The organism is Mucilaginibacter flavidus (assembly GCF_024055575.1).
GTDB classification, from domain to species: Bacteria; Bacteroidota; Bacteroidia; order Sphingobacteriales; family Sphingobacteriaceae; genus Mucilaginibacter; species Mucilaginibacter flavidus.
Genome location: NZ_JAMXOE010000002.1, coordinates 1 through 21875 on the forward strand (window position 1 = coordinate 1; position 21875 = coordinate 21875).

Here is a 21875-nt window from a genome sequence, read left to right on the forward strand (position 1 = left end):
TAGAAACCTTTTTTTAATTCGCAAACTTTATTTTTTTTTATTTTCTAAAGCTTGTTTCCCGCCACCTTTCTCTCTTTTCTCTCCCTCGTTTGCGGGCTGCAAAGATGTGATTTTTTTCATTTCCTGTCAAGTGTTTATTTCACTTATTTTTCAGTTTGTTTTTTAGTTGCCAGATTTCAAATAACAGCCCTCTTTTTCCTAAGCGGGCCGCAAAGATACGCAGGTTTTTTACTTATACAAACAATCGGCAATAATAATCAAACGTGTATTTGTAACACTTTGCAAATCAGCAGGAAAAAATTCATTTTAAATGAGCGTCAAGATTCAAGAGATCAAGAATCAAGACCTTGAGAGATATCGTGGGGTAGAAATAAGTACAGCTCAAATATATTTACCCACTATATAAAGCACAAATCCGGCAAGCACCAAAGTCTTTCCCCTTGATTCTTGACTTCTTGATTCTTGGCTCTTGGTTCTTAATTCTGATAATTATCTTTGTTTAAACTATAAATTATATGGAAACCATCGGCACCAATTACCTGCCCGGCATCAAAAAGCTATTTCAATACTACAAATCGGTAGGCGATAAAGCCATTGCCCAGGTAAGCGAAGACCAACTGAACTGGCAATACAATCCAGAAACCAACAGCATCGCTATTATTATTAAACATATAGCCGGCAATTCCATTTCGCGGTGGACAGATTTTTTAACCAGCGACGGTGAAAAGCCCTGGCGCGACCGGGATGACGAATTTGAGGACAGCCAGTTATCGCATGATGAACTGATAGCGCTTTGGGAAAAAGGCTGGCAATGTTTGTTTGACGCTATCGATCCGCTAACTGCCGACGATTTGTTACGCATTATATATATACGTAACGAAGGGCATACCGTTATGGAGGCCATCAACCGACAGCTGGCGCATATCCCCTACCACATCGGGCAGATAGTGCACATAGCAAAAATGGCTGCCGGTACTGAATGGAAGTCGCTCACTATCCCCAAAGGCAAATCGAAGGAGTTTAATACCGGGAAATTTGCGGCGGAAAAGGAGAAAAAGTTTTTTGCGAAATAATTCACGTAGAGACGCAATATTTTGCGTCTCGGACCGGTAACGTTAAATTTCACGATTACCAGCAGGCTGACGACAAGATATTTTTAGGCCGCTGACCCTTCCTGCGGGAGACGCAAAATATTGCGTCTCCTACAAAAACGCAGGTTCATGCGTTAGTGACAGCAGTGGATACCGGCCCGCGCCCAAGGCCTTGCAGCAGTATGACCCCGAAATTCATCGGGGCAGGCCTGCTGGCACGACCGATTCTATCAGCGGGAACGCCCACATTCTCCTTAATTTTTACTGTTTCGACTTTTGACTTCCGACTGCGGACTTCCGACTACCCCCCTGTTAAAAGATGTTAAATAACACCTATATATATAGCATGCATAAAACAGGCGTTATATATTAGCGCCATATATCCCTGGTTGGGCTTGTTGCGTATACAAAACGCGGGACAATTGGGCTTGTTAAATAAATAATTGACTGATTTATAATATTCAACTATCTTTGCAAAATGTTTAAAAAACAACTAACGTTATTGGCCGGTGTATTTGCTGTTTTAATGCTCGTTTTGGGCAGTTGTAAAAGTAAATATGAAAAACTGAAGGCCAGTAACGATAATGCCAAAAAATACTCGGAAGCAATTAAGCTGTATAACAAACGCGAGTATACCAAAGCATTGGGCTTATTTGACGATCTTGTTGTGCGTTACCGCGGCCACGAAGGCGCAGAGGACCTGTTTTATTATAATGCTTACGCAAACTATAAATTAAAGGACTACACCGCTGCAGGTTATCACTTTAAAAACTTTGCCGACACTTATCCATCGAGCCCAAGGGCTGAGGAGTGCCGGTTTATGTATGCTTATTGCTTATACCTTGATTCGCCGATATACTCGCTTGACCAGGCAAATACCAGCAAAGCTATTGAGGGTTTACAGTTGTTTATAAACCTTTACCCAAAAAGCGACCGTGTTGCCGAAGCCAGCAAGCTGATACAAACATTGCGCGACAAGCTTGAAAGCAAAGCTTACGCCAATGCTAAATTGTATTTAACTATCAGCGATTACCAGGCTGCCGTTATTGCGCTTAATAATACATTGCGCGATTACCCGGACACTAAATATGCTGAAGAGATTGAATATTTAACCATACAGGCGCAATATGAGTATGCAAGGCACAGCCGTGAAGATTTTCAGCAGGAACGCTACGGATTGACAATAACCTATGCCGACCAGTTTACTGAGAAATATCCCACTAGTAAGTTTTTAAAAGAAACAGCCTCATATAAAAAAGAAAGCAAGGACGGCATTGAAGCTAACAAGAGGTTATTGGCAGAAGCGTTAATAAACCCAAATGTGGCTAAAAAGCTCGCCAAAAAAGATACAGTAAAAACACAGCCGCCATCTGAAAAAGGTAACGGTGATAAAAAGATTCCAAATTAATAAGATATGACAGCTAATAACAATAATATTAACAAACCTGCGGTAGCAAGCAGCACAGTAACCCGCGATTTGCGTGAGTTGGATGTGAAAACCGACAATATTTACGAGTCGCTTGTAATTATGTCGAAAAGGGCTAACCAGATATCGAACAATATAAAGGAAGAATTGCACCAGAAGCTTTCGGAATTTGCATCGTCGAACGATAACCTGGAAGAGGTTTTTGAAAACCGCGAGCAAATCGAAATCTCTAAATACTACGAGCGGTTACCAAAACCATCGCTGGTAGCTATCCAGGAATTTTTAGACGATAAGGTTTACTACCGCAACCCGGCTAAAGAACAATAGTAGGCCCCCCGGCCCCCTAAAGGGGGAGTTATACACATCGGGGATTTAGACACATCATATTTAAAACTCCCACCGGGAGTTTTTTTGTTTATTTTTATTTTTTATTAATCGTTTTCTGTTCCCCTTTAGGGGCTAGGGGCTTATGAAAGTAATTTTAGGTATTTGTGGTAGTATAGCGGCTTATAAAGCTGCAACATTGATAAGGCTGCTGGTTAAAAGCGGTGCAGATGTGCGGGTGGTGATGACCCCTGATGCTTCCAATTTTATTACTCCTCTTACCTTGTCTACTCTTTCCAAAAACCCGGTGCTGGTCGATTATTTTACTCCCGAAACAGGCGAGTGGAACAATCACGTTGAACTGGGCCTTTGGGGTGATGTAATGATAATAGCACCGGCAAGTGCCAACACCATCGCTAAAATGGCTGGTGGCCTTTGTGATAATTTGCTGATGGCCGTTTACCTGTCGGCCAAATGCCCGGTGTATTTTGCCCCGGCCATGGACCTGGATATGTGGAAGCATACCGCTACCCAGGAAAATATCGACAAAATACGATCATTTGGCAACACGCTGATACCGCCGGGAACAGGGGAACTGGCAAGCGGGCTGCATGGTGAAGGCCGGATGGCGGAACCTGAAGAGATTATTGATTTTTTGTTTTCAGATATAAAAAGTAAACAGCCGCTGGCTAATCAAAAAATGCTTGTAACTGCCGGCCCTACCTATGAAGCTATTGACCCCGTGCGTTTCATCGGTAACCATTCATCCGGCAAAATGGGTTTCGCCATTGCCGATGAGCTGGCTAAGCTTGGCGCTGATGTTACTCTGGTATCAGGCCCATCGGCGCAGATAAGCGGGGAGCATTCTGTCAAACGGATAAATGTTACCTCGGCAGCAGAGATGCTTGATGCCTGCCTGCAAAACTATTCGAATGCAAAAGCCTGTATAATGAGCGCCGCCGTAGCCGACTATACACCCGTTACTGTTGCGCAGCAAAAAATAAAAAAGAAGGAAGACGGTTTCAGCATCGACCTAAAAAAAACCACTGATATTTTAAACGAACTGGGCCGTAAAAAATCCACCGGGCAAATATTGGTTGGCTTTGCCCTGGAGACCAACGACGAAGAAATAAATGCGATTGATAAGCTGCAAAGAAAAAATCTTGATTTTATTGTATTAAATTCGCTGAGCGATGAAGGCGCCGGTTTTAAAAAAGATACCAATAAAATAACTATTATTGACAAGGCGTTAGTTAAAACCGTTTACGACCTTAAAACCAAAGACGACGTTGCCCGCGATATTTGCGCAAAAATTGTTGAGTTAATAAAAAATGAAAATATTTAGCCTGTATATCCTGCTAGCGTGCTTAAGCCTGAACGCTTTTTCGCAAGATTTAAATGCGCGCATACAGGTGGTATCGCCCAAAATACAATCAACCAACAAACGCATTCTTCAATCGCTCGAAACAGCCATGAAGGATTTTTTGAATGGCCGCAAGTGGGCCGCCGATCCGATTTTACCGCAGGAACGCATTGAATGCAATTTTATACTGAACGTTACCAACTGGGATGGCAGCAGCCAGTTTAACGGCGAGTTGCAGGTGCAATCGTCAAGACCTGTATTTGGTTCAACTTATTCCTCAACGCTGTTAAACATAAACGATAAAGACATTGACTTCACCTATACTGAAGGACAAAGCATTGATTATACCGACCAGAATTTTCAGAGTAATTTAAGTTCGATAATGGCTTTTTACGCCTATATTATAGTAGGTATGGATTACGACTCGTTTAGTAAGCTAGGCGGCAGCCAGTATTTTGCCGCAGCGCAAAATGTGGCCACCAATGCGCAAACCGGCTCGAGCAAGGGCTGGAAGGCTTTTGATGGTAACAACAACCGTTACTGGCTGGCCGAAAACCTGAACAATAAACTATACCAGCCACTGCGCGAATTTGTGTATAACTATCACCGCAACGGGCTCGATCTGATGGCCGATAATGCCAACAAAGGACGCAAAGCTATTGCTGCCCTGCTACCCGTACTCTCGCAGGTTGACAGGCAACGACTGGGCGCCATGTTCCCGCTAGTTTTCTTTACAGCCAAAAGCGACGAGTTTGTATCTATCTTCGCCAAAACCGATACGCAGGATCGCGTAGTCGCCATGAACATCCTCAGCCAGGCAGACCCAGCCAATGGGTTGAAGTATCAATCGCTGCAGAAACAGTAATTTTTAGCTGAAAACATTAAGTAACAAAGCTAAAGGTATCGGCAAATTTTACGACATTTAAGCCGAAATCACGCTAACGTTGTATTGACCAATGGATCAAATTTTGAAGATAATTTCAACATTGCCCAAATATAATATATTGACAATTCTTCTAAGCATTCTTTTTATCCAGGTTAAAGCACAAGATGAGAATAATTTCCAACCAGACAGCACATACCAAAATCACAAGGTAAAAAGGATTTATGTTTATGAGAACTCTCCAAGGGATCTTTCCAGGATAATAGATTTAGACGCAAATGGGCACAAAGTTAAATTGGTAGATTATGACGCATCTTACGATAGGAAAACAAGAGCGCGAAAAAAAATATCGGGTACAACCCGTTATATATACGATTCATCAAACAAGCTTATTGAGGTGATTGATTCAGCCAGCTATATAAAATCCAGCAAAGAAACTGACCAAACATATTTTTTTTACGATGCTAATGGTGTTTTAAATGGATCAACATATCACAAAAATAAATACGTCTACAGTCATACAGAGTATAGTTCTGATCCGCTCAAATCCATCACAACACGGCAAAATGATTCTTTGATCATTTCCAAAGATACTGAAGAATATGACCGGAATTTTTATAAAAAGCGCTCCTACGGATATTCGTGGGAACCCACACTTAAAACGATAACTACTGTTCGGGGCACCGATACATCACGCACTCAATATAGTGACTACAAAGACCTAAAGAAGTTAGATAGCTATGATGAAATCACCAATCGATTCAATTCGAAAGGCCAACTGATCTCTTCCGATATCCATCAACGTTTTATGGTTAATCCTGATACATGGAGAACCTTTAACGTAACCTTGACGTATAATTATTATGCCAACGGGCTTTTAAAAAGCATTTACGGGTACATTCCTAAATTCTTTAAATATGAATTTGATAAATAATGATTTCGCTCACAATTACTTTAATGCTTTAATCCTGCTTTCAATTAATAACTACTAATATATGGTTATTAGCGCTTTTTCCGTACTATTTATTGTAACAAAATCAAACATTGGCCGACAGGCCTTCAATTACGTCCTTGCTGCACAAGCTTCCATAAAAGCTAAGCATCAATTTATGAAATAACATATAGTTTTTACCTGTTTCCTGCAACATATCCCTCCCTTCATACGTCATTTTTAAAAAAGTTCATAAATAATTTGCAAATACGAAACTTATCGTACATATTTGTACGAAGAAATTCGTATAACTATTTAAAATGGAAATTAAACCAACAGAAAGCGAGCTTGAGATACTACAGGTAATCTGGAAAAAGGGCCAGTGTACCGTACGTGATGTGCATGAGGAATTGGCAAAGAATAAAGATGCCGGTTATACTACTACTTTAAAGCTGATGCAGATAATGCATGACAAAGGAATGGTTGAGCGCGACACAACCTCCAAAACCCACCTGTACAAATCGTTGATAACCCGCGAGCAGGCGCAACAAACTGCCATCGATAAAATCATCTCTACAGTATTCAAAGGCTCAACATCTGATTTGGTGATCCAGGCCCTGGGCCATCACCGTGCATCAAAAGATGAGATAGATGCTATTAAGGATTATTTGAAACAGTTTGAGAAGTAGAGATTAGTTGAGGAAAGAGATTAGAGACCCAAGATTAGTAAGAAATAATAAGATAGATAATAAAAAGTGATGACTGGTGAGGAGTTTAACTAATCTCCAGCCTCTAATCACTAATCAACTTAAGCAGATGGAAACCATACTATACAACATAAGCCAGGTTTTAGGCGTCACCATAATCCACTCGCTGTGGCAGGGTTTGGTGGTGTATTTTATTTTGAGGATTGTTTTCGCCGGCCCATCGTCGTTAACGGCTACAAAAAAATATAACCTGGCTATTGGCGCAATGGTTGCCATTACAGTTTGTTTTATTTATACGCTGCTTACCGAAATTAGCGCTTACAGCTGGGTAACCTTAAAGAAAAATCAGCTTTTGCCCTTATTGCCTTATTTAAATTTGCCTACCAACAGTCACTATCAGCCGGCATGGTACTATAAAATTTCGGGGTACCTGCCATTTATATGTGCAGTTTACTTTACCGGCCTCACCATAAATCTGGCAAGGTTGGCTATGGAATGGAGCAAAATAAGGCAAATAAGGCTATCAGTTTTACCTGCCGAACAAATGCAGCGGTATGTAAACACGTTCGCACAAAAGCTGGGCATCAAAAAGCATATCCAGCTAAAATTCAGCGAGCTGATTGACGTGCCCTGTATGATAGGCTACTTTAAGCCACTTGTACTTTTACCCGTATCGATATGTACAAACCTCTCGGCTGATGAAGTTGAGGCCATTTTATTACACGAACTTTCGCACATCAAACGGAACGACTACCTGGTGAACCTGCTGCAGCAGTTTATAGGGGTGTTGCTCTTTTTTAATCCCTTTACCCAATTAATTACCCGGATTGTAAACCAGGAACGTGAAAACGGCTGCGATGATTTAGTAGTTGAAAAAACCGGCGAGCCTTTAATATATGCGCAAGCTTTAATAAAGCTTGAAGAGGTGCGCAAAACAAATTTTAAGCTGGCACTTGCGGCAACCGGGCAAAAGTTCCATTTATTAAACAGAATTGAACGTATCATGAAAACTAAAAAACATATTGGCAGCATCCGCCATTTAATGATAGCCCTGTTTTTATTAGCAGGCACCCTTAGCTGTATTGCATGGTTTAACCCTAAAACTGCAACACCCAAAACCCTTTTAACCGATTCCACAAACTACAGCTTGCAAAGCGATACCACCAAATACAAGCACAAAAGCAAAACTGTAGCCAAAAGTCAAAAAAATAAGCTGAAGGCCGGAAAGCAAAAAACAGGCAAAACCGAGCAATCTTACAGCAATACTTATTGGGGTGATGACGCACCTGATTCGGTTAAACGCTTTTTTAATAGCGCCGAATGGAAAAGCCAGATGGATGCAGTACGCAAACAAGGCCTGGAAATGCAAAAGCATTTTAACAGCGCCGAGTGGAAGGCCCAAATGGCCCAAATGAAAAAACAGTTCAACAGCCCCGAATGGAAAAAACAAATGGAAGCCATGAGCAAACAGGGCCTTGAAATGCAAAAACACTTTAACAGCGCCGAATGGAAAAGTCAGATGGACCTGATGAAAAAGCAGTTTGACAGCCCCGAGTGGAAAAATCAAATACTGGCCATGGCCAAGCAGTCCGAAGAAATGAGTAAGCACTTCAACAGTGTTGAATGGAAAAACCAAGTTAAAGAACTGGAAAAACAGGGCAAGCTGATGCAAAAACAATTTGACAGTCCTGAATGGAAAAACCAGTTTAAAGAAATGGAAAAACAGGGTAAGCTGATGCAAAAACAGTTTGACAGCCCTGAATGGAAAAACCAAATGAAAGACCTGACAAAGCAGTTTGACAGCCCTGAGTGGAAAAACCAAATGAAAGAGCTAACGAAACAATTTGACAGCAAAGAGTGGAAAAAAATGAAACGCAATGGCCATTGGGTATTAACCGACACAACCGGCGATGTTCGTATCTACCGGTCGCAGAAGGATACAACTGAAAAAGAAGACCAATAACAAACCAGCCAAACACTAACCTTTAGCTTTTATTACCATGCAAAATATATTATTCAATATCAGCCAGGTTTTGGGTATCACCATTATCCATTCGCTGTGGCAGGGGCTGGTAATATATTTTGCACTAAAGCTGGCGCTGATGTTCGGTGGACAACTTTCGGCCTCAAAAAAATATTTGCTGGCAACAGCAAGCCTGCTGGCCATAACCGGCTGGTTTGGCTACACCCTGATCAACGAGATACATCTTTATAACTGGTTAGCTGTAGTACCATCAAAATTATCGGCTATGCCGGTACTTGCCGGACTGCCACAGGGCATTGGGCAATTTAACGACCAAACAATCAGGTACTATTACAGTATTGAAGCGTACCTGCCTTACATAACAGCAGTTTATCTTGCAGGTTTATTGTTTAATACCGGCAAGCTGGTACTGGCGCGTAAAAAAATAAATGCTGTAAAGCGCAGTATGGTGGTCGACAGCGCCATTCAATTCTCGGTAAATAAATTTACTGCAATGCTAAAAATCGGCAAAACAGTAAAAGCGGGCATGAGCAGAATGGTTGATGTGCCCTGCATGGTAGGTTATTTCAAGCCCGTTATTTTGCTGCCGTTCAGCCTGGCTACTTACCTGTCGGCCGAAGAAATTGAGGCGATATTGCTGCATGAACTTGCTCACATAAAACGCAACGATTACCTGGTGAATATGCTGCAACAGGTAATAGCCATACTGTTATTTTTTAACCCCTGTGCACAACTCATAAACAGGATTATAAACGAAGAACGTGAGAATTGCTGCGACGACCTGGTTGTAAAGGCCACCGCAGACCCTATCATCTACGCAAAGGCTTTGTTAAAGCTGGAGCAAAACCGCCAAAACGACTGGCAGCTAGCGCTGGCCGCAACAGGCAAAAAATACCATTTATTAAACAGAATTGAAAGAATCATGAAAACAAAGAAACAAATACCCAGCCTGCGCCCAACCTTGTTGGCCATGCTTATATTAACCGTGGGGATAGGCGCCATGGCCCTGCTTAATCCCGAGGTAGCGCAGGGAAAAATTTCGGTAAAGGCCATCAGCCCCGTAATCAGTCGCATGTTTGCCGATACCGGCCGCAAGTCAGCAGCAAAAAAGAAAGCTGTGATTCACAAAAAAGTTGCACATGCATTTAAAAGCAATGATGGTGATAACGACAACGATAATAACAATGACAATAACAACCATAACGAATACGCTTACTCAAACGATGACAGGTACGATGGTTCATGGGATTTTAAGGACCCTGAATTAGACAGGTTGAGCAAAGAAGTTGAAAAGCACGGTAACGCTATCGGCAAATATTACGAAAGCGGCGAGTTCAAAAAAACACAGGAAGAACTGGAAGCCAAAGGCAGGGAAATGCAGGCATTTTACGACAAGCCTGAACTGAAGGAACTGCAGGCCAAAATGGAAAAGATAAGCCAGGATTTCGAAAAAAACTGGGGCGAAACATCTGAAACCAGGGAAATGCAGGAAAAGATGGAAAAGCTTAGTAAAAAAATCGAAGTGTATTACGAAAGCCCCGAATTTAAAAAGCTGAACGAATCGATGGAAAAAAAATACGGTATACCGCATGACCGTAACTATAACGATTATGACCGCGATGACAACTACAAGGCATACGAAGCCGAATTAAAGAAAAACATCCCCGAAGACGTACGCCAGGCTCAAGTTGACATTAAAGCAGCAGGCCGGCAAATGCGCGAACGCACCCACTCTCCTGAATATGAAAAACAAAGGGAATTATTGCGCGCTACCGGCGATAGCTTAAGAAAGGCTTTCCATAACCCACAGGCTGAGCAGCAAAAAGAAGAAATGCATGCCTTAAGCGCAAAAATGCGCGGGTATAGCCACAGCCCTGAGATTGAAAAAGAAAAAGCTGCTTTGCACGAAGCAACTGCAAAATTACATGCCTATATGCGCACGCCCGATTTTAAAAGGCGGTTGCAGGAATACAAGAAAACACATCCAAGAAAGTTCCGTTGGTCGGACGATAATGACGATGACAAAGGGGATAAAGCTGATAAGCCTGAAAAACAGGAAAAAGACAGCACCAGCGATCAGCAATAATATAACCACCCTGATTATATAATTCAAAGATTGAACAAACCAATTTACGTCCCTTAGCGGTGAAAACTGCAAGGGGCGTATTTGTTTAGGTTGAGTAACTTCTCAATCTGCGAAATCAACGCAATCATAAAAATCAGCGGTTCAACTTAATCAACTAAACCGTAATTTAGTGCCTTCAAAACAGAAGGTATTTTTTTATGCTTCAGAAGCTCAGCATTAATAATTACGCGTTAATTGACAACCTCGAAATCAGTTTCGATGGAGGTTTAAATATACTTACCGGCGAAACCGGCGCGGGTAAATCGATCATATTAGGGGCGCTTTCGCTTATCCTCGGCCAGCGTGCTGAAAGCCGTTATTTTTTCAATCAACAAAAAAAATGTGTTATCGAAGGCACCTTTAAAATAGGCGCATTCCACTTAAAACAGTTTTTTGAAGATAACGATCTCGATTACGAGGCTGAAACCGTTTTACGCCGCGAGATATCGGCCGACGGCAAATCAAGGGCTTTTGTAAATGACACACCGGTTAATTTGAATTCGTTGAAGGCCCTGGGCGAAAGGCTGATTGAAATACACTCACAGCATGCAACACTCGAGATTAACGACCCGGAGTTTCAGCTGCTGGTTGTCGACGCCGTTGCCAAACACAATGACTTACTGAATGATTATCGCGCCAAATTCAGGGCCTGGAAAAAAGGGGTATTAAAGTTGCAGCAATTAATTGATGATAGCGACAAAGCTAAAGCCGACCTGGATTATTACCAATTCCAGTTTGATGAACTGGAGAAAGCTGCACTTTCGGCAGATGAGCAGGAATTGCTGGAGCAGGAATTATACTCGCTAAACAACGCAGGTGAAATAAAACGAAACCTGCTGGGCGCCTTTTACCTGATGGAGGAAGGCGAAACGTCCGCCATTATTCAACTACGTGAGGCTGGTCACCAGTTATTAGCACTCGAAAAGTTCAACCCGCAAATTGCAGAACTGCACCAGCGCCTCAACAGCGCCGTTATCGAGCTGAAAGATATTGCTGCTGAAATTGAAAATATTGAACAACGCACCGTTACCAATGACGCGAGGGCCGAAGAAGTAAATACACGCCTCAGCGTTATCTACCTGTTGCAAAAAAAACATCGCGTAAACACCAATGCCGAACTGCTGGATTTACAAAATGAGCTATCCTACAAAATACAGCAATCAGTTTTCGGCGACGAAGCTATTGAAAAGCTAAAGATGCAGCTTGATACCGATAAAAAGGAGCTTGAAACGTTAGCCGGTCAGCTATCAGCCAATCGAAAAAAGGCAGTTCCATCTATAGAAACAAAGGTTTTAGAAACCCTCGCCGAAATGGGAATGGGCAACTCTAACTTAAAAATTGACCTATCCCCTCCCGCAGGACATAACTCCCTGCTGGGTAGCGGGGGTTTGGGGGATAACGGATTTGATATAGTCCGATTTCTGTTCACCGCGAATAAGGGTCATTCATTGTCCGAGATGAGCAAGGTGGCTTCGGGCGGCGAGTTATCCCGACTGATGCTCAGCATCAAATCGCTCATCGCCCAAAACACTGCCTTGCCTACTATTATTTTTGACGAGATAGATACCGGAGTTTCCGGCGAGGTAGCCAACCAGGTGGGCCAGATAATGGAAAAACTTGCCGACAACCTGCAGGTTATAACCATAACCCACCTGCCGCAAATTGCCGCCAAGGGCCAAAGCCACTACTTTGTTTATAAAGACGATGAAGGCGCAACTACTTATACACGCATTAAGCAGTTAAATAACGACGAACGTGTTTTGGAGATCGCCAAAATGCTAAGCGGCGATAAGCCGGGTGAAAGCGCATTGCAGAATGCGAGGGAGCTGCTAGCGTAGGCCCCCTAGCCCCCTAAATGGGGAACAGAAAACGTCTATAAGTTATGCTATTTGCTCCCCCTTCAGGGGGTTGGGGGGCCAAATTGTTTATTCACCTCCTCCAGCCTTGCAATTATATCATTTATGGCTTTTTGCTGCTTTTTAATTGTACGCGTCTTGATATAAATCCAGTTAAAAATTATCCAGGCGAACGTTATCCCGTAAGCCAGCACCTGGAACAGCAAGCTGCCGCGGCTCGCATATTCTATAAAGTAAAGCGTGATACCAATTGATAGTAAAATAAAATAAACCGTAAGCATGGTTTTATTTAAAAACTCCTGCTTATGCTTAATCCTGATCACTTGCTCCAAAAAATGCCGGCTATCAGTCTCCTCATCCGCTTTGGCTAATAAAGGTGATAGCTGGTTGGTAGTAACCAGGAAAATCACGATGGCAATCAGTATTAATATCAGCCCTATTTTTGTAGTAAGTAATTGCGGCTGGTAATACCACCAGATAAATATCATCAGCAAAATGGTTATTGATAGAATGATATTGCTCCACCATATTTTACAACGTGTTTTACGGGTAAGCCGGTTTGCTTTTGCAAAAATTTCACTCACATCAGGTGCGCTGGCCTTGCCGCGGTTCCACAGTTCCTTAAAATCAATATTGTTGCTCATATTGTTTAAATTTTTGAGTCAGCTTTTCTTTTAACCTGAATATTTTAACCCGCACATTGCTTTCGCTAAGGCCGGTTATCTTTGCTATTTCAGCTTGTTTAACATCTTCCAGTTCCAATGAAATGATGATACGGTCGGTTTCGGGCAGTTCAGCTATGCATTTATAAAGCAGGCGGCTCTGCCATTCCATATCTGGTTCCAGGGTATCTTCAATTTGTTCCGGTAATTCAGTTTTGGGCATGCGGTTACTGCGCTCAATTTGCCGCAGGCAATTGTTCGATGCGATACGGTAGATCCAGGTACCAACCGCCGACTCATTCCTGAACTGCGGCAGTTTTCGCCAAATCAAAATGAAAGTTTCCTGCGCCATATCTTTTGCAAGGTCCCGGTCATTCACATAGCCCATGCAAATGCGGAATACCTTGTTCCAATAGTCACGGTAAATGTCTTCAAACACCATAAATGGATTTTACTTTGTATCCGGGTTAAGGTAAGTAATTTAGCTTATCCGGGCGTTTATTTGGTGGTTAGATACGGGGAATTTAAAAATGCTACAGGTCAAGTTCAATTATTTATTTTAGCGTATACCACGTGTAAGTTGCCCGAATTTTTTTTTTTCTGCGTGCCTTCTGTATCTTCTCAGCGCTCTCTGTGGTTAAATTGTCCAAGCCCACAAATCATTCAAAACTCAAAATTCACAATACCAATAATTAATTTTAATTTTAGCGCGCTAATTAAAATCAATAAAATGGCTTACAACTTATTAAAAGGTAAAAAAGGGATAATTTTTGGCGCTCTTAACGAGCAATCTATCGCCTGGAAGGTAGCGCAGCGCGCCGTACAGGAAGGTGCCGAAATTATTTTGAGCAACGCCCCTATCGCACTCCGCATGGGCGAATTAAATAAACTGGGCGAAGAATGTAATGCCCCAATCATTGGTGCCGATGTGACCAATAACGACGACCTGGTGAACCTGTTCACCAAAAGCCAGGAGCATTTCGGCGGCGGTGTTGATTTTATACTGCATTCGATAGGCATGAGCGTTAACGTTCGTAAGGGCATCTCCTATCCTGAAAACAATTACGATTTTACCCATAAGGGATTAGATATATCGGCGCTTAGCCTGCACCGCGTTTTGTCGACCGCCATGAAAATGGATGCGATAAACGAATGGGGTTCGGTGCTGGCACTAACATACATTGCCGCCCAGCGAGTATTCCCTGATTATAACGATATGGCTGATAACAAGGCCTATTTAGAAAGCATTGCCCGCAGCTTTGGCTACTACTATGGTAAAAAGAAACATGTGCGTATCAATACCATATCGCAATCGCCAACCCGCACAACTGCGGGCTCCGGTGTAAAAGGATTTGACGGCTTCATTAGCTATGCGGAAAAAATGAGCCCCCTTGGCAATGCTGATGCTGACCAATGCGCCGACTACTGTGTAAGCATGTTTAGCGACCTTACCAAAATGGTAACCATGCAAAACCTCTTCCACGATGGTGGTTTCTCCTTCACAGGTGTAACCCCTGAAGTGATTGAGCAGATGAAGAGTTAGTCCGCAAAGTCCGAAGTCGGAAAAGTCCGAAAGAAAAAGTTCAATAGTTTTGAGCATAAAAAAACCTGTGAAGCATAAACGCCACAGGTTTTTTCTTTTCTGTCTTTCGGACTTTACTGACTTTCGGACTAATTAGATTCAATCAGTAAAAGTTTCACAACCGCATCATCGGGCCGGTTAATTACTGTTGCACCGTCAGACGCCTGCGCATAAAGTGCTAAGCTGCCTTTATTGTGGGTATAGCTGTATGATATGCCCTGGTAAACTTCGGGTACCTGCTCATACACCCCATCGGTGAACGAAAAATAAACCAACACCCCACCATGGTCGTTAAAGTAGCTGTCGATTTCGGGGGCGTCGATAATTGCTGAATATGTTTTTCCACCATCTGTACTTGTCCAATCGGTCGATTTAACATTCAGCAAAATGGTTTGGTTGGGGTTAGGGGTGATGTACTTTTTGGTACATGAAGATGCTGCCAGCACTACAATGCAGCCAATAATAGATAAGATTCTTTTCATACAAGTGTTGTTAATTTATATATAAGAACAACGTTTTTAAAAAAGGTTTAATATGTTATGAAACTTTTTTTAAAAAAATAGTTGTGCCCCGCAAATACCCCGCTTCAACAACTCATCACCAGATAAAATCATTAATATTAAAATAAACTATAAATTTGCATTAACTAACAACTTAGTTGTTTTATGCAAAGATTCGCCTTCCTGTTATTTTTTATTTTACCATTTGCCTGCCTGGGTCAATACACCATTACAGGTAAAATAATTAATGGCAATGATAAAACACCTGTGGCCAACGCAAGCGTATTTTTTAATAACGCAGTGGCTGGTTCAAAAACTGACGACAAAGGTGGGTATACGATAACAAATGTCAGGCCCGGCCAGTACGACTTTGTGGTAACGTGCCTGGGCTACGAAACTCTACACCAGGCCGTCACGATAAATGGTGATTTAAAATTGGCCGACATTAGCCTCACCCCTAAGGTGATGATGCTACAGGAAGTAAAAATAAAACCAAAAACAGATTGGTTAAAAAACTATGAATTTTTCACGGAACACTTTTTCGGTACATCGGCTTATGCCCAATCCTGTAAGATAACTACAAAGGGGCTGCCCGATTTGCTTGACCTGGATTTCGACAAAAAAACCCAGCTCTTTACAGCTAAATCATTCGACTTTTTTGAAATAGAAAATAAAGCGCTTGGCTACAAGATTAAGTATATGCTGATAGATTTTACGTTCAACCGTAAAGATGGAAGTTTTTATTTTGAAGGAAACTCATCATTCGAAGAGATGAAGGGTTCAAAATCGCAGATGAAGCGGTGGAAGGCAAACAGGTTGAGCGCCTACCAGGGCTCAAGCATGCATTTTTTACGGTCGGTAATCGGCAATACATTTGCAAACGAGGGTTTTAAAGTGATGCGGCTGATACGAAAACCAAACCCCGAATACACCGGGATCGGCCCCAAATACATCCAAACGCTGGTTAATAAACCCCTTGAGGCACCGGATTTTGTTAAGCTAACCAATGTAAAAGGTACTAATGCATTAAACTTTAGCGATTGCCTGTATGTACTTTATAACAAAAGGCGGGCCTACTCAGGCAACCAGGCAACAAATACTACAACCCAAACACCCGAATTTTTAGACGACCCTTTAGCTACGACGCTTATATTTAACGAAGAGTATGCCCTTTTTGATGCAAACGGCATTTTTGCAAATCCACAAAGCGTGTCCACCGATGGCAACTGGGGCCACCGGTTAACTGCGGAACTATTGCCGGTTGATTATGTGTCGGAGCAGTGATTAGAGGTTAGTTGATTAGAGATTGGTTAACGGCGGATTCGGGCCGTCAAATGCGCAAATCCTGGTTGCTAAACTAAGCTCTAACCTCAGTTTAACTAATCTCCAATCTCTAACTAATCTCTAATCAACTAATCACCAATCTCTACTCCACCTTATACCTCACCACCTGCCTGCCCAGGTTTCCGTCGGCATCAATACCTTCAATAACCATCCGGTAGCTGCCTTTACCGTCCGCATTAAAATAACTGAATGATGCTTTGCCGTTTTTGTCGGTAATAATGTCCGGTTTCCAAAAAATGGTACTGCGCAGGTCGGTTATTTTGGGGTTGGTTTTTGAATTATCATATTGAGGAGAGTAAAATTCTTTTGCCAGGTAAAAACCTTTAGGTCTGATGGTCGCAACTCCCGGCGCATAGCGGTAATACTCCTTGCCTTTTTTACCTCTTTTTGTAGTCACTATCAATCCTCCGTTGGCCATTCGTGTGCCATATATAGCCGCATAGTGCTCACCAAGCACAACTTCCACACCTTCAATATCGTCCGGGTTTAAATACATAAAATCAGTGGCATCAACAAAATCGCCATCAACCACCACAGCCATCGGGGCCATCTTAAGCCGCATATTAAGGGGCACATTATTCCTGAATACTACCGACGATAATACCCCCGATAAACAATCGGTAATCCTCGCACAAGAAAATCTTGCAATATCCTTTGCGCTGATAACTTGGTCGGCATTGCCTGGGCCGTTAAGATTTACCGAATGTGGTACCGGGCTTATTTTTTGTTCTTTTACCACAACTTCTTTTAATAAAAGCGGGTGTTTATTAATGCCATATTTTTCCTGTTCGTCGTTAAATTGTTTTTGGTTATTTACATAAGCCGTCATATCAACCGCCACGGTTGTTTGTAAACCACTAAGCGGGGTATGTATTACAGGTACACCCCGTGCAGATGCACTGTCAATTGTAAGTACCACATCATCCTGCCCTTTTGAAACTTTTGATTGAACTACAAACTTGGTACTATCGTTAAACGCCAGGTTTTTAAATGCAAACCGGCCGTTATCATCAGTTACGGTATCCAAAAGCACCGGCATACCGCCCGCTTTGCTCAGCAGGGTTACTTTACCACCGGCTACCGGTTTCGAACCTTTTTTAACCGTACCGGATATTACCATCGCTTTTTCGGGCTGCCACGTAATGGGTTTGATGTCTCCAGCTAAAACTTGTTTCCATTCAAAATGCCGGTAGCCTTGTGTTAGCATTAAAGCATCAAGGTCGGCCCTGGTAGTTTCGTTTACATTGGTGAAATAATAATTGGGCTGCTCAATATTGCCTTTTAACACCGAGGTAAGCAGCAAATTGGTTAATATGGTATTTTCGTTTAGCTCATCAAAAGGCACTTTCGTTTCGTCGGTAACCGCTACCGAAAAGCTGCCGGTTGCAGGCTTATTATCTTTAACTTTTGCATTTAGTTCAATTTCTACTTTTTGCCGCGTAGTGTAAGTTGGTTTTGCATTTATATCAAGCTTCAATTCTGCCGGATTTTGAACAAATGCCAGGCGTTCATTTAAGGGTTCGCCGGTTTGTGAAAACAATGTAAACTGTACAACCCCGGTCGGAAACTTACTTTTAGGAATTACCACGTTAAAAAACTTAGCAAAGGGTCCGCTTTGTACGGCATAATAAACAGCGCCGTTGACCTGCGCTACCAGGCTTAACTGGCTTTGAGTACCATCACCACCAGCAGCAACCCTCACGCGGATGGTATCGGCGTTTGAATTGTTAAGGTTGATGGTATAGCCATTGGCAACAGCTTTTGGCAAATCAACAGTACCTGTTGTGCCATCCGCATAAGTAATATTAGCTTTATATGTTTTATCGGCATGTGGTACCAAACTAAAAACGCCCATACCCAGGTGTGTCGATGCAAACGTAGTTACCTCGGTTCCATCATTGTCGGTTATAGTTCCTTTTATATCTGTCCCTAAACCTCCGGGCGAAATGGCTTTAAAAGCTATTTTTGAATAATTACCTATTACCAGGCTGCCGCCTTCAGGTAAAAATTGCACATCGGGCTTACCGGCAGTCATTTTTGCAGGTCCTGTCGCATTAGCTTTCCCGCCATTTGCATTGGCATTAATTATTGAGGCAGACCCAACCATAAGCGACTGATCGAAAAAGGAATCGTCCCCTTCATTACGCATCCAGTTGGTATAGGCCCTTACCAGGTAATTGCCCCCTTTTAATGAATCGGCCAAAACAAAATCGCCCCATGCAACACCGGCAGCGATAGGCAATTTTATCGACCGGCTTATATTACCGCCCGGGCCAATTAAGTCAGCGTAAAATATGCCGCTTAATGCCGAGAGCTTATGCTGGGCGCCGAGTGTTACATAAGCTTTAAAATAAATAGTGTCGCCAATAGCATAGTAAGGCTTATCAAATTGCAGGTAAGCTTTTTCGATACTATGGTTGGCAGTGTAGGTGTTAAGCTTTTCGGTAACGGATTGTATTAGGGTGTCGCCGGCGGCTATTTGCATCGCCTGGCTGAATGCATAAAATGGCAAAAGCAGGGTTAGAAAGGTTAGGGATTTTATCATTTAGTTGTTAATAGTTAATTACTGTACGGTGTATCTGTATACCTGCCTGCCGATATTGCCATCGGCATCAATGCCTTCAATAACTACGCGGTAAGTGCCTTTATTATCGCTGTTAAAAAAGCTGAACGAAGTTTTGCCATCCTTATCGGTTATTAAGTCCGGCTTCCAGCAAATAGTGCTTCGGTAATCGCCGATCCTGAAGTTGGTTTTTGGATCGTCATATTGCGGGTAATAAAACTCGCGGGCTTTGTAAAAGCCTTTAGGGTGATAAGCCACCACCCCGGGTGCGTAACGGTAAAAGTCCTTAGTACCTCGTGCTTGTTTTGTAGTTATCATTAAAATTCCGCCAGCAGCGCGGGTTCCATAAATGGCGCCATAGTGAGGCCCAAGTATCACTTCGATTCCTTCAATATCATCTGGATTAATGTTGTCAAAGACGTCCGGATCAACAAAATCGCCATCTACAACTATGGCCATAGCCTTGCGCTCGCGCATATTTATCGGCGTACCGTCCCTGGCAAATTGCACAGACATTATTACTCCCAACAAACAATCCTTAAGTTTTACGCAAATCAGGTTTTTCAACTGTTTGGCAGTTAAAACCTGGTCGGCATTACCGGCGCCGTTTAAGTTTTGCGAGTGCGGCACCTGCGGATCGCGGCTGGCCCTAACATGCACCTCTTTTAACAACACCGCGTGTTTATTGATGCCATATTTTTGTTGCTCATCATAAAACTGCTTTTGATTAATCAAATAAGCCGACATATCGGCCACAGGCGCAAACGTTAAATTGTTGTTATCGTTAAGATGTCTTATTGGTATTTGAGGTGGCCGTACCGTATCAAGTTCAACCGTTACAGCATCCTGCCCTTTTTTTATACGTGATTGTACTACAAATTTGGTGCTATCTTCAAATATCAAATCCTTAAACGCGAATTTTCCGTCTTTATCTGCCACAGTATCCAGCATAAAAAAGCCACCTTTATTGCTTACCAGGCTTACTTTTGCGCCGGCCGCAGGCTTACTCCATTTTATTACCCTACCGCTTACCTGCATCAATTTTTCAGGCTGCCAAACCAGCGGCGCAGGCTTATCATCCAAGACCTGTTTCCATGTAAACTGGCGATATCCCTGCGTAAGCATTAACAGGTCGAGATCGGCCTGCGTTTTTTCGGTAACATTTGTGAAATAGTAGTTGGGCTGCTCAACGGTTCCTTTTAGATCGGATGTTAACAGCAGGTTGGTGAGGATGGTGGTTTCATTTTGTTCGTCAACAGGCACAGCAGTTTCATCTGTAACAGCAACTGAAAAACTTCCTGTTACCGGTTTTTTATCTTTACCGCGGGCATCTATTTCGATGTTTACTTTCTGCCGCGTATTATAAGTTTCCTGTGCTTTTACATCAAGTTTAAGCTGATTATTGTTATTGATAAATGCCAGCCGTTCATTCAATGGTTCGCCGTTTTGCGAAAACAAGGTGAACTGCACCACACCTGTCGGGAATTTACTTTTTGGTATTACTACAGTAAAAAACTTGCTGAATGGTCCGCTCTCTGCTGCGTAATAAACAATGCCACCTGATTGTGCTACAAGGTTTAACTTATCCTGGGGGCTTTCGGAGCCAGCAGCGATTCGCAAGCTGATGGTATCCGGATTGGCATTGTTAACATTTATAGTATAGCCGCTATTTACAGCCTTCGGCAAATCAATTGCCTGTGTTAGGCCATTAGCATAAATAATGTTGGCGGTATAGGTTTTGCCGGCCTGTGGCACAAAGGAAAATTCCCCCATGCCCAAATGGGCAGTCGCAAATGTTGTTACTTCGTTACCCTCATTATCCTTTAAAGTACCCTTTATAGCAAGCCCAAGGCCATTTGGTGCTACAGCCTTAAAAGCTACTGTAGAATAGTTTCCCGCTACCAAGGTGCCGCCTTCGGGTAAAAACTGGATGTCGGTCCTATTTAAAGCACCTTTTTTTGCCGGTTTAACGGCAACCGGTTCCCCGCTTTCGGGAATTCTTTTTGCAGAAGCTATTCCTACAGGTATAACCTGTTCAAAAAACGAGTCGGGACCATTGTTGCGCATCCAATTTGTATAGGCCCGCACTCGGTAATTTCCTTTGGTTAAGGTATCGGCTAAAGCAAAATCTCCATGGGCGGTACCTGCCAAAACCTGTAGTTTTATTGACCGGGCTATTTTATTGTTCGGGTCGATTAAATCGGCATATAAAATTCCGCTCAGCGCTGATAGTTTGTGCTGTGCACCAAGCGTTAAGTATGCTTTAAAGTAAATGGTATCGCCAACGGCGTAATAGGGTTTATCAAATTGCAGGTAAGCTTTTTCGATAGTGTGGTTTGCCTTGTAGTTACTTAGCTTCGCGCTGATGGATGGTATTACGGCATCGCCGGCGACTTGTTGTGTAGCCTGGCTAAAAGCCCAAAACGGCAGCATAGCAATTACAAAGGATAAGGTTTTCTTCATAAACTCACTGAAAATAAGGTTATAGCGTTCAATTTATTAATAATCCAGCCATTAGCCTGTAACAAGATTGT

18 protein-coding genes are annotated in these 21875 nt (G+C 42.5%); 12 read left to right on the top strand and 6 right to left on the bottom strand.

The features are described 5' to 3' along the window. Positions 1–515 precede the first annotated feature (515 nt). From NAF19_RS04335 to NAF19_RS04360, 6 genes are all read left to right on the top strand, one after another. Positions 516–1073: a DUF1572 domain-containing protein gene (locus tag NAF19_RS04335; protein ID WP_252788584.1), complete on the top strand. Its 558-nt coding sequence runs from the start codon at positions 516–518 to the stop codon at positions 1071–1073. Between the two features lie 496 nt (positions 1074–1569). Beyond that, positions 1570–2499 carry an outer membrane protein assembly factor BamD gene (locus NAF19_RS04340; protein ID WP_252788585.1) on the top strand — a complete coding sequence of 310 codons (930 nt, stop codon included), beginning with the start codon at positions 1570–1572 and terminating at the stop codon, positions 2497–2499. 6 nt (positions 2500–2505) lie between these two features. Next, complete coding sequence (locus tag NAF19_RS04345) at positions 2506–2844, top strand: DNA-directed RNA polymerase subunit omega (RefSeq protein ID WP_252788586.1); 339 nt, start codon at positions 2506–2508, stop codon at positions 2842–2844. Between the two features lie 142 nt (positions 2845–2986). Continuing rightward, complete coding sequence (coaBC, locus tag NAF19_RS04350; protein WP_252788587.1) at positions 2987–4186, top strand: bifunctional phosphopantothenoylcysteine decarboxylase/phosphopantothenate--cysteine ligase CoaBC; 1200 nt, start codon at positions 2987–2989, stop codon at positions 4184–4186. Then, positions 4173–5069 (top strand): type IX secretion system protein PorD, encoded by an 897-nt coding sequence (porD, locus tag NAF19_RS04355; protein ID WP_252788588.1) that lies wholly within the window; start codon positions 4173–4175, stop codon positions 5067–5069. Before coaBC ends, porD begins: the two co-directional genes overlap by 14 nt. Before the next feature lie 91 nt (positions 5070–5160). Then, positions 5161–6021 carry a hypothetical protein gene (locus NAF19_RS04360; RefSeq protein WP_252788589.1) on the top strand — a complete coding sequence of 287 codons (861 nt, stop codon included), beginning with the start codon at positions 5161–5163 and terminating at the stop codon, positions 6019–6021. A gap of 103 nt (positions 6022–6124) precedes the next feature. Here NAF19_RS04360 and NAF19_RS30525 read toward each other — a convergent pair whose 3' ends face one another. Further along, positions 6125–6256: a hypothetical protein gene (locus tag NAF19_RS30525; RefSeq protein WP_256484222.1), complete on the bottom strand. Its 132-nt coding sequence runs from the start codon at positions 6254–6256 to the stop codon at positions 6125–6127. Positions 6257–6338: 82 nt separating this feature from the next. Here NAF19_RS30525 and NAF19_RS04365 point away from each other — a divergent pair, with 82 nt between their 5' ends. The 4 genes from NAF19_RS04365 (at position 6339) to recN (ending at position 12672) form a co-directional block, all read left to right on the top strand. Continuing rightward, positions 6339–6707 (top strand): BlaI/MecI/CopY family transcriptional regulator, encoded by a 369-nt coding sequence (locus NAF19_RS04365; RefSeq protein WP_252788590.1) that lies wholly within the window; start codon positions 6339–6341, stop codon positions 6705–6707. A gap of 127 nt (positions 6708–6834) precedes the next feature. Further along, positions 6835–8688, top strand: coding sequence for a M56 family metallopeptidase (locus tag NAF19_RS04370; RefSeq protein WP_252788591.1), 1854 nt, complete (start codon positions 6835–6837; stop codon positions 8686–8688). Between the two features lie 37 nt (positions 8689–8725). Next, the gene (locus NAF19_RS04375) at positions 8726–10795 is read left to right on the top strand and encodes a M56 family metallopeptidase (RefSeq protein ID WP_252788592.1); all 2070 of its coding nucleotides are present in this window, start codon (positions 8726–8728) and stop codon (positions 10793–10795) included. Between the two features lie 197 nt (positions 10796–10992). Further along, positions 10993–12672, top strand: coding sequence for a DNA repair protein RecN (gene recN, locus NAF19_RS04380; RefSeq protein WP_252788593.1), 1680 nt, complete (start codon positions 10993–10995; stop codon positions 12670–12672). A gap of 62 nt (positions 12673–12734) precedes the next feature. Here recN and NAF19_RS04385 read toward each other — a convergent pair whose 3' ends face one another. Then, positions 12735–13334, bottom strand: a complete 600-nt coding sequence (locus NAF19_RS04385; RefSeq protein ID WP_252788594.1) for a hypothetical protein — start codon at positions 13332–13334, stop codon at positions 12735–12737. Beyond that, entirely contained in the window at positions 13318–13794 is a 477-nt protein-coding gene (locus NAF19_RS04390; protein ID WP_252788595.1) for an RNA polymerase sigma factor, read from the bottom strand. Before NAF19_RS04390 ends, NAF19_RS04385 begins: the two co-directional genes overlap by 17 nt. Before the next feature lie 288 nt (positions 13795–14082). Here NAF19_RS04390 and NAF19_RS04395 point away from each other — a divergent pair, with 288 nt between their 5' ends. Continuing rightward, positions 14083–14895: an enoyl-ACP reductase FabI gene (locus tag NAF19_RS04395; protein ID WP_252788596.1), complete on the top strand. Its 813-nt coding sequence runs from the start codon at positions 14083–14085 to the stop codon at positions 14893–14895. Between the two features lie 128 nt (positions 14896–15023). Here NAF19_RS04395 and NAF19_RS04400 read toward each other — a convergent pair whose 3' ends face one another. Continuing rightward, positions 15024–15416 (bottom strand): hypothetical protein, encoded by a 393-nt coding sequence (locus NAF19_RS04400; RefSeq protein ID WP_252788597.1) that lies wholly within the window; start codon positions 15414–15416, stop codon positions 15024–15026. Between the two features lie 183 nt (positions 15417–15599). On the opposite strand from NAF19_RS04400, the gene NAF19_RS04405 reads away from it, so the two are divergent. After that, complete coding sequence (locus NAF19_RS04405; RefSeq protein ID WP_252788598.1) at positions 15600–16718, top strand: carboxypeptidase-like regulatory domain-containing protein; 1119 nt, start codon at positions 15600–15602, stop codon at positions 16716–16718. Between the two features lie 142 nt (positions 16719–16860). Here NAF19_RS04405 and NAF19_RS04410 read toward each other — a convergent pair whose 3' ends face one another. Together NAF19_RS04410 and NAF19_RS04415 are read right to left on the bottom strand one after the other, a co-directional pair. Next, positions 16861–19323, bottom strand: coding sequence for a TonB-dependent receptor (locus tag NAF19_RS04410; protein ID WP_252788599.1), 2463 nt, complete (start codon positions 19321–19323; stop codon positions 16861–16863). Between the two features lie 18 nt (positions 19324–19341). Beyond that, positions 19342–21804, bottom strand: coding sequence for a TonB-dependent receptor plug domain-containing protein (locus NAF19_RS04415; protein WP_252788600.1), 2463 nt, complete (start codon positions 21802–21804; stop codon positions 19342–19344). Between the last annotated feature and the right edge of the window lie 71 nt (positions 21805–21875).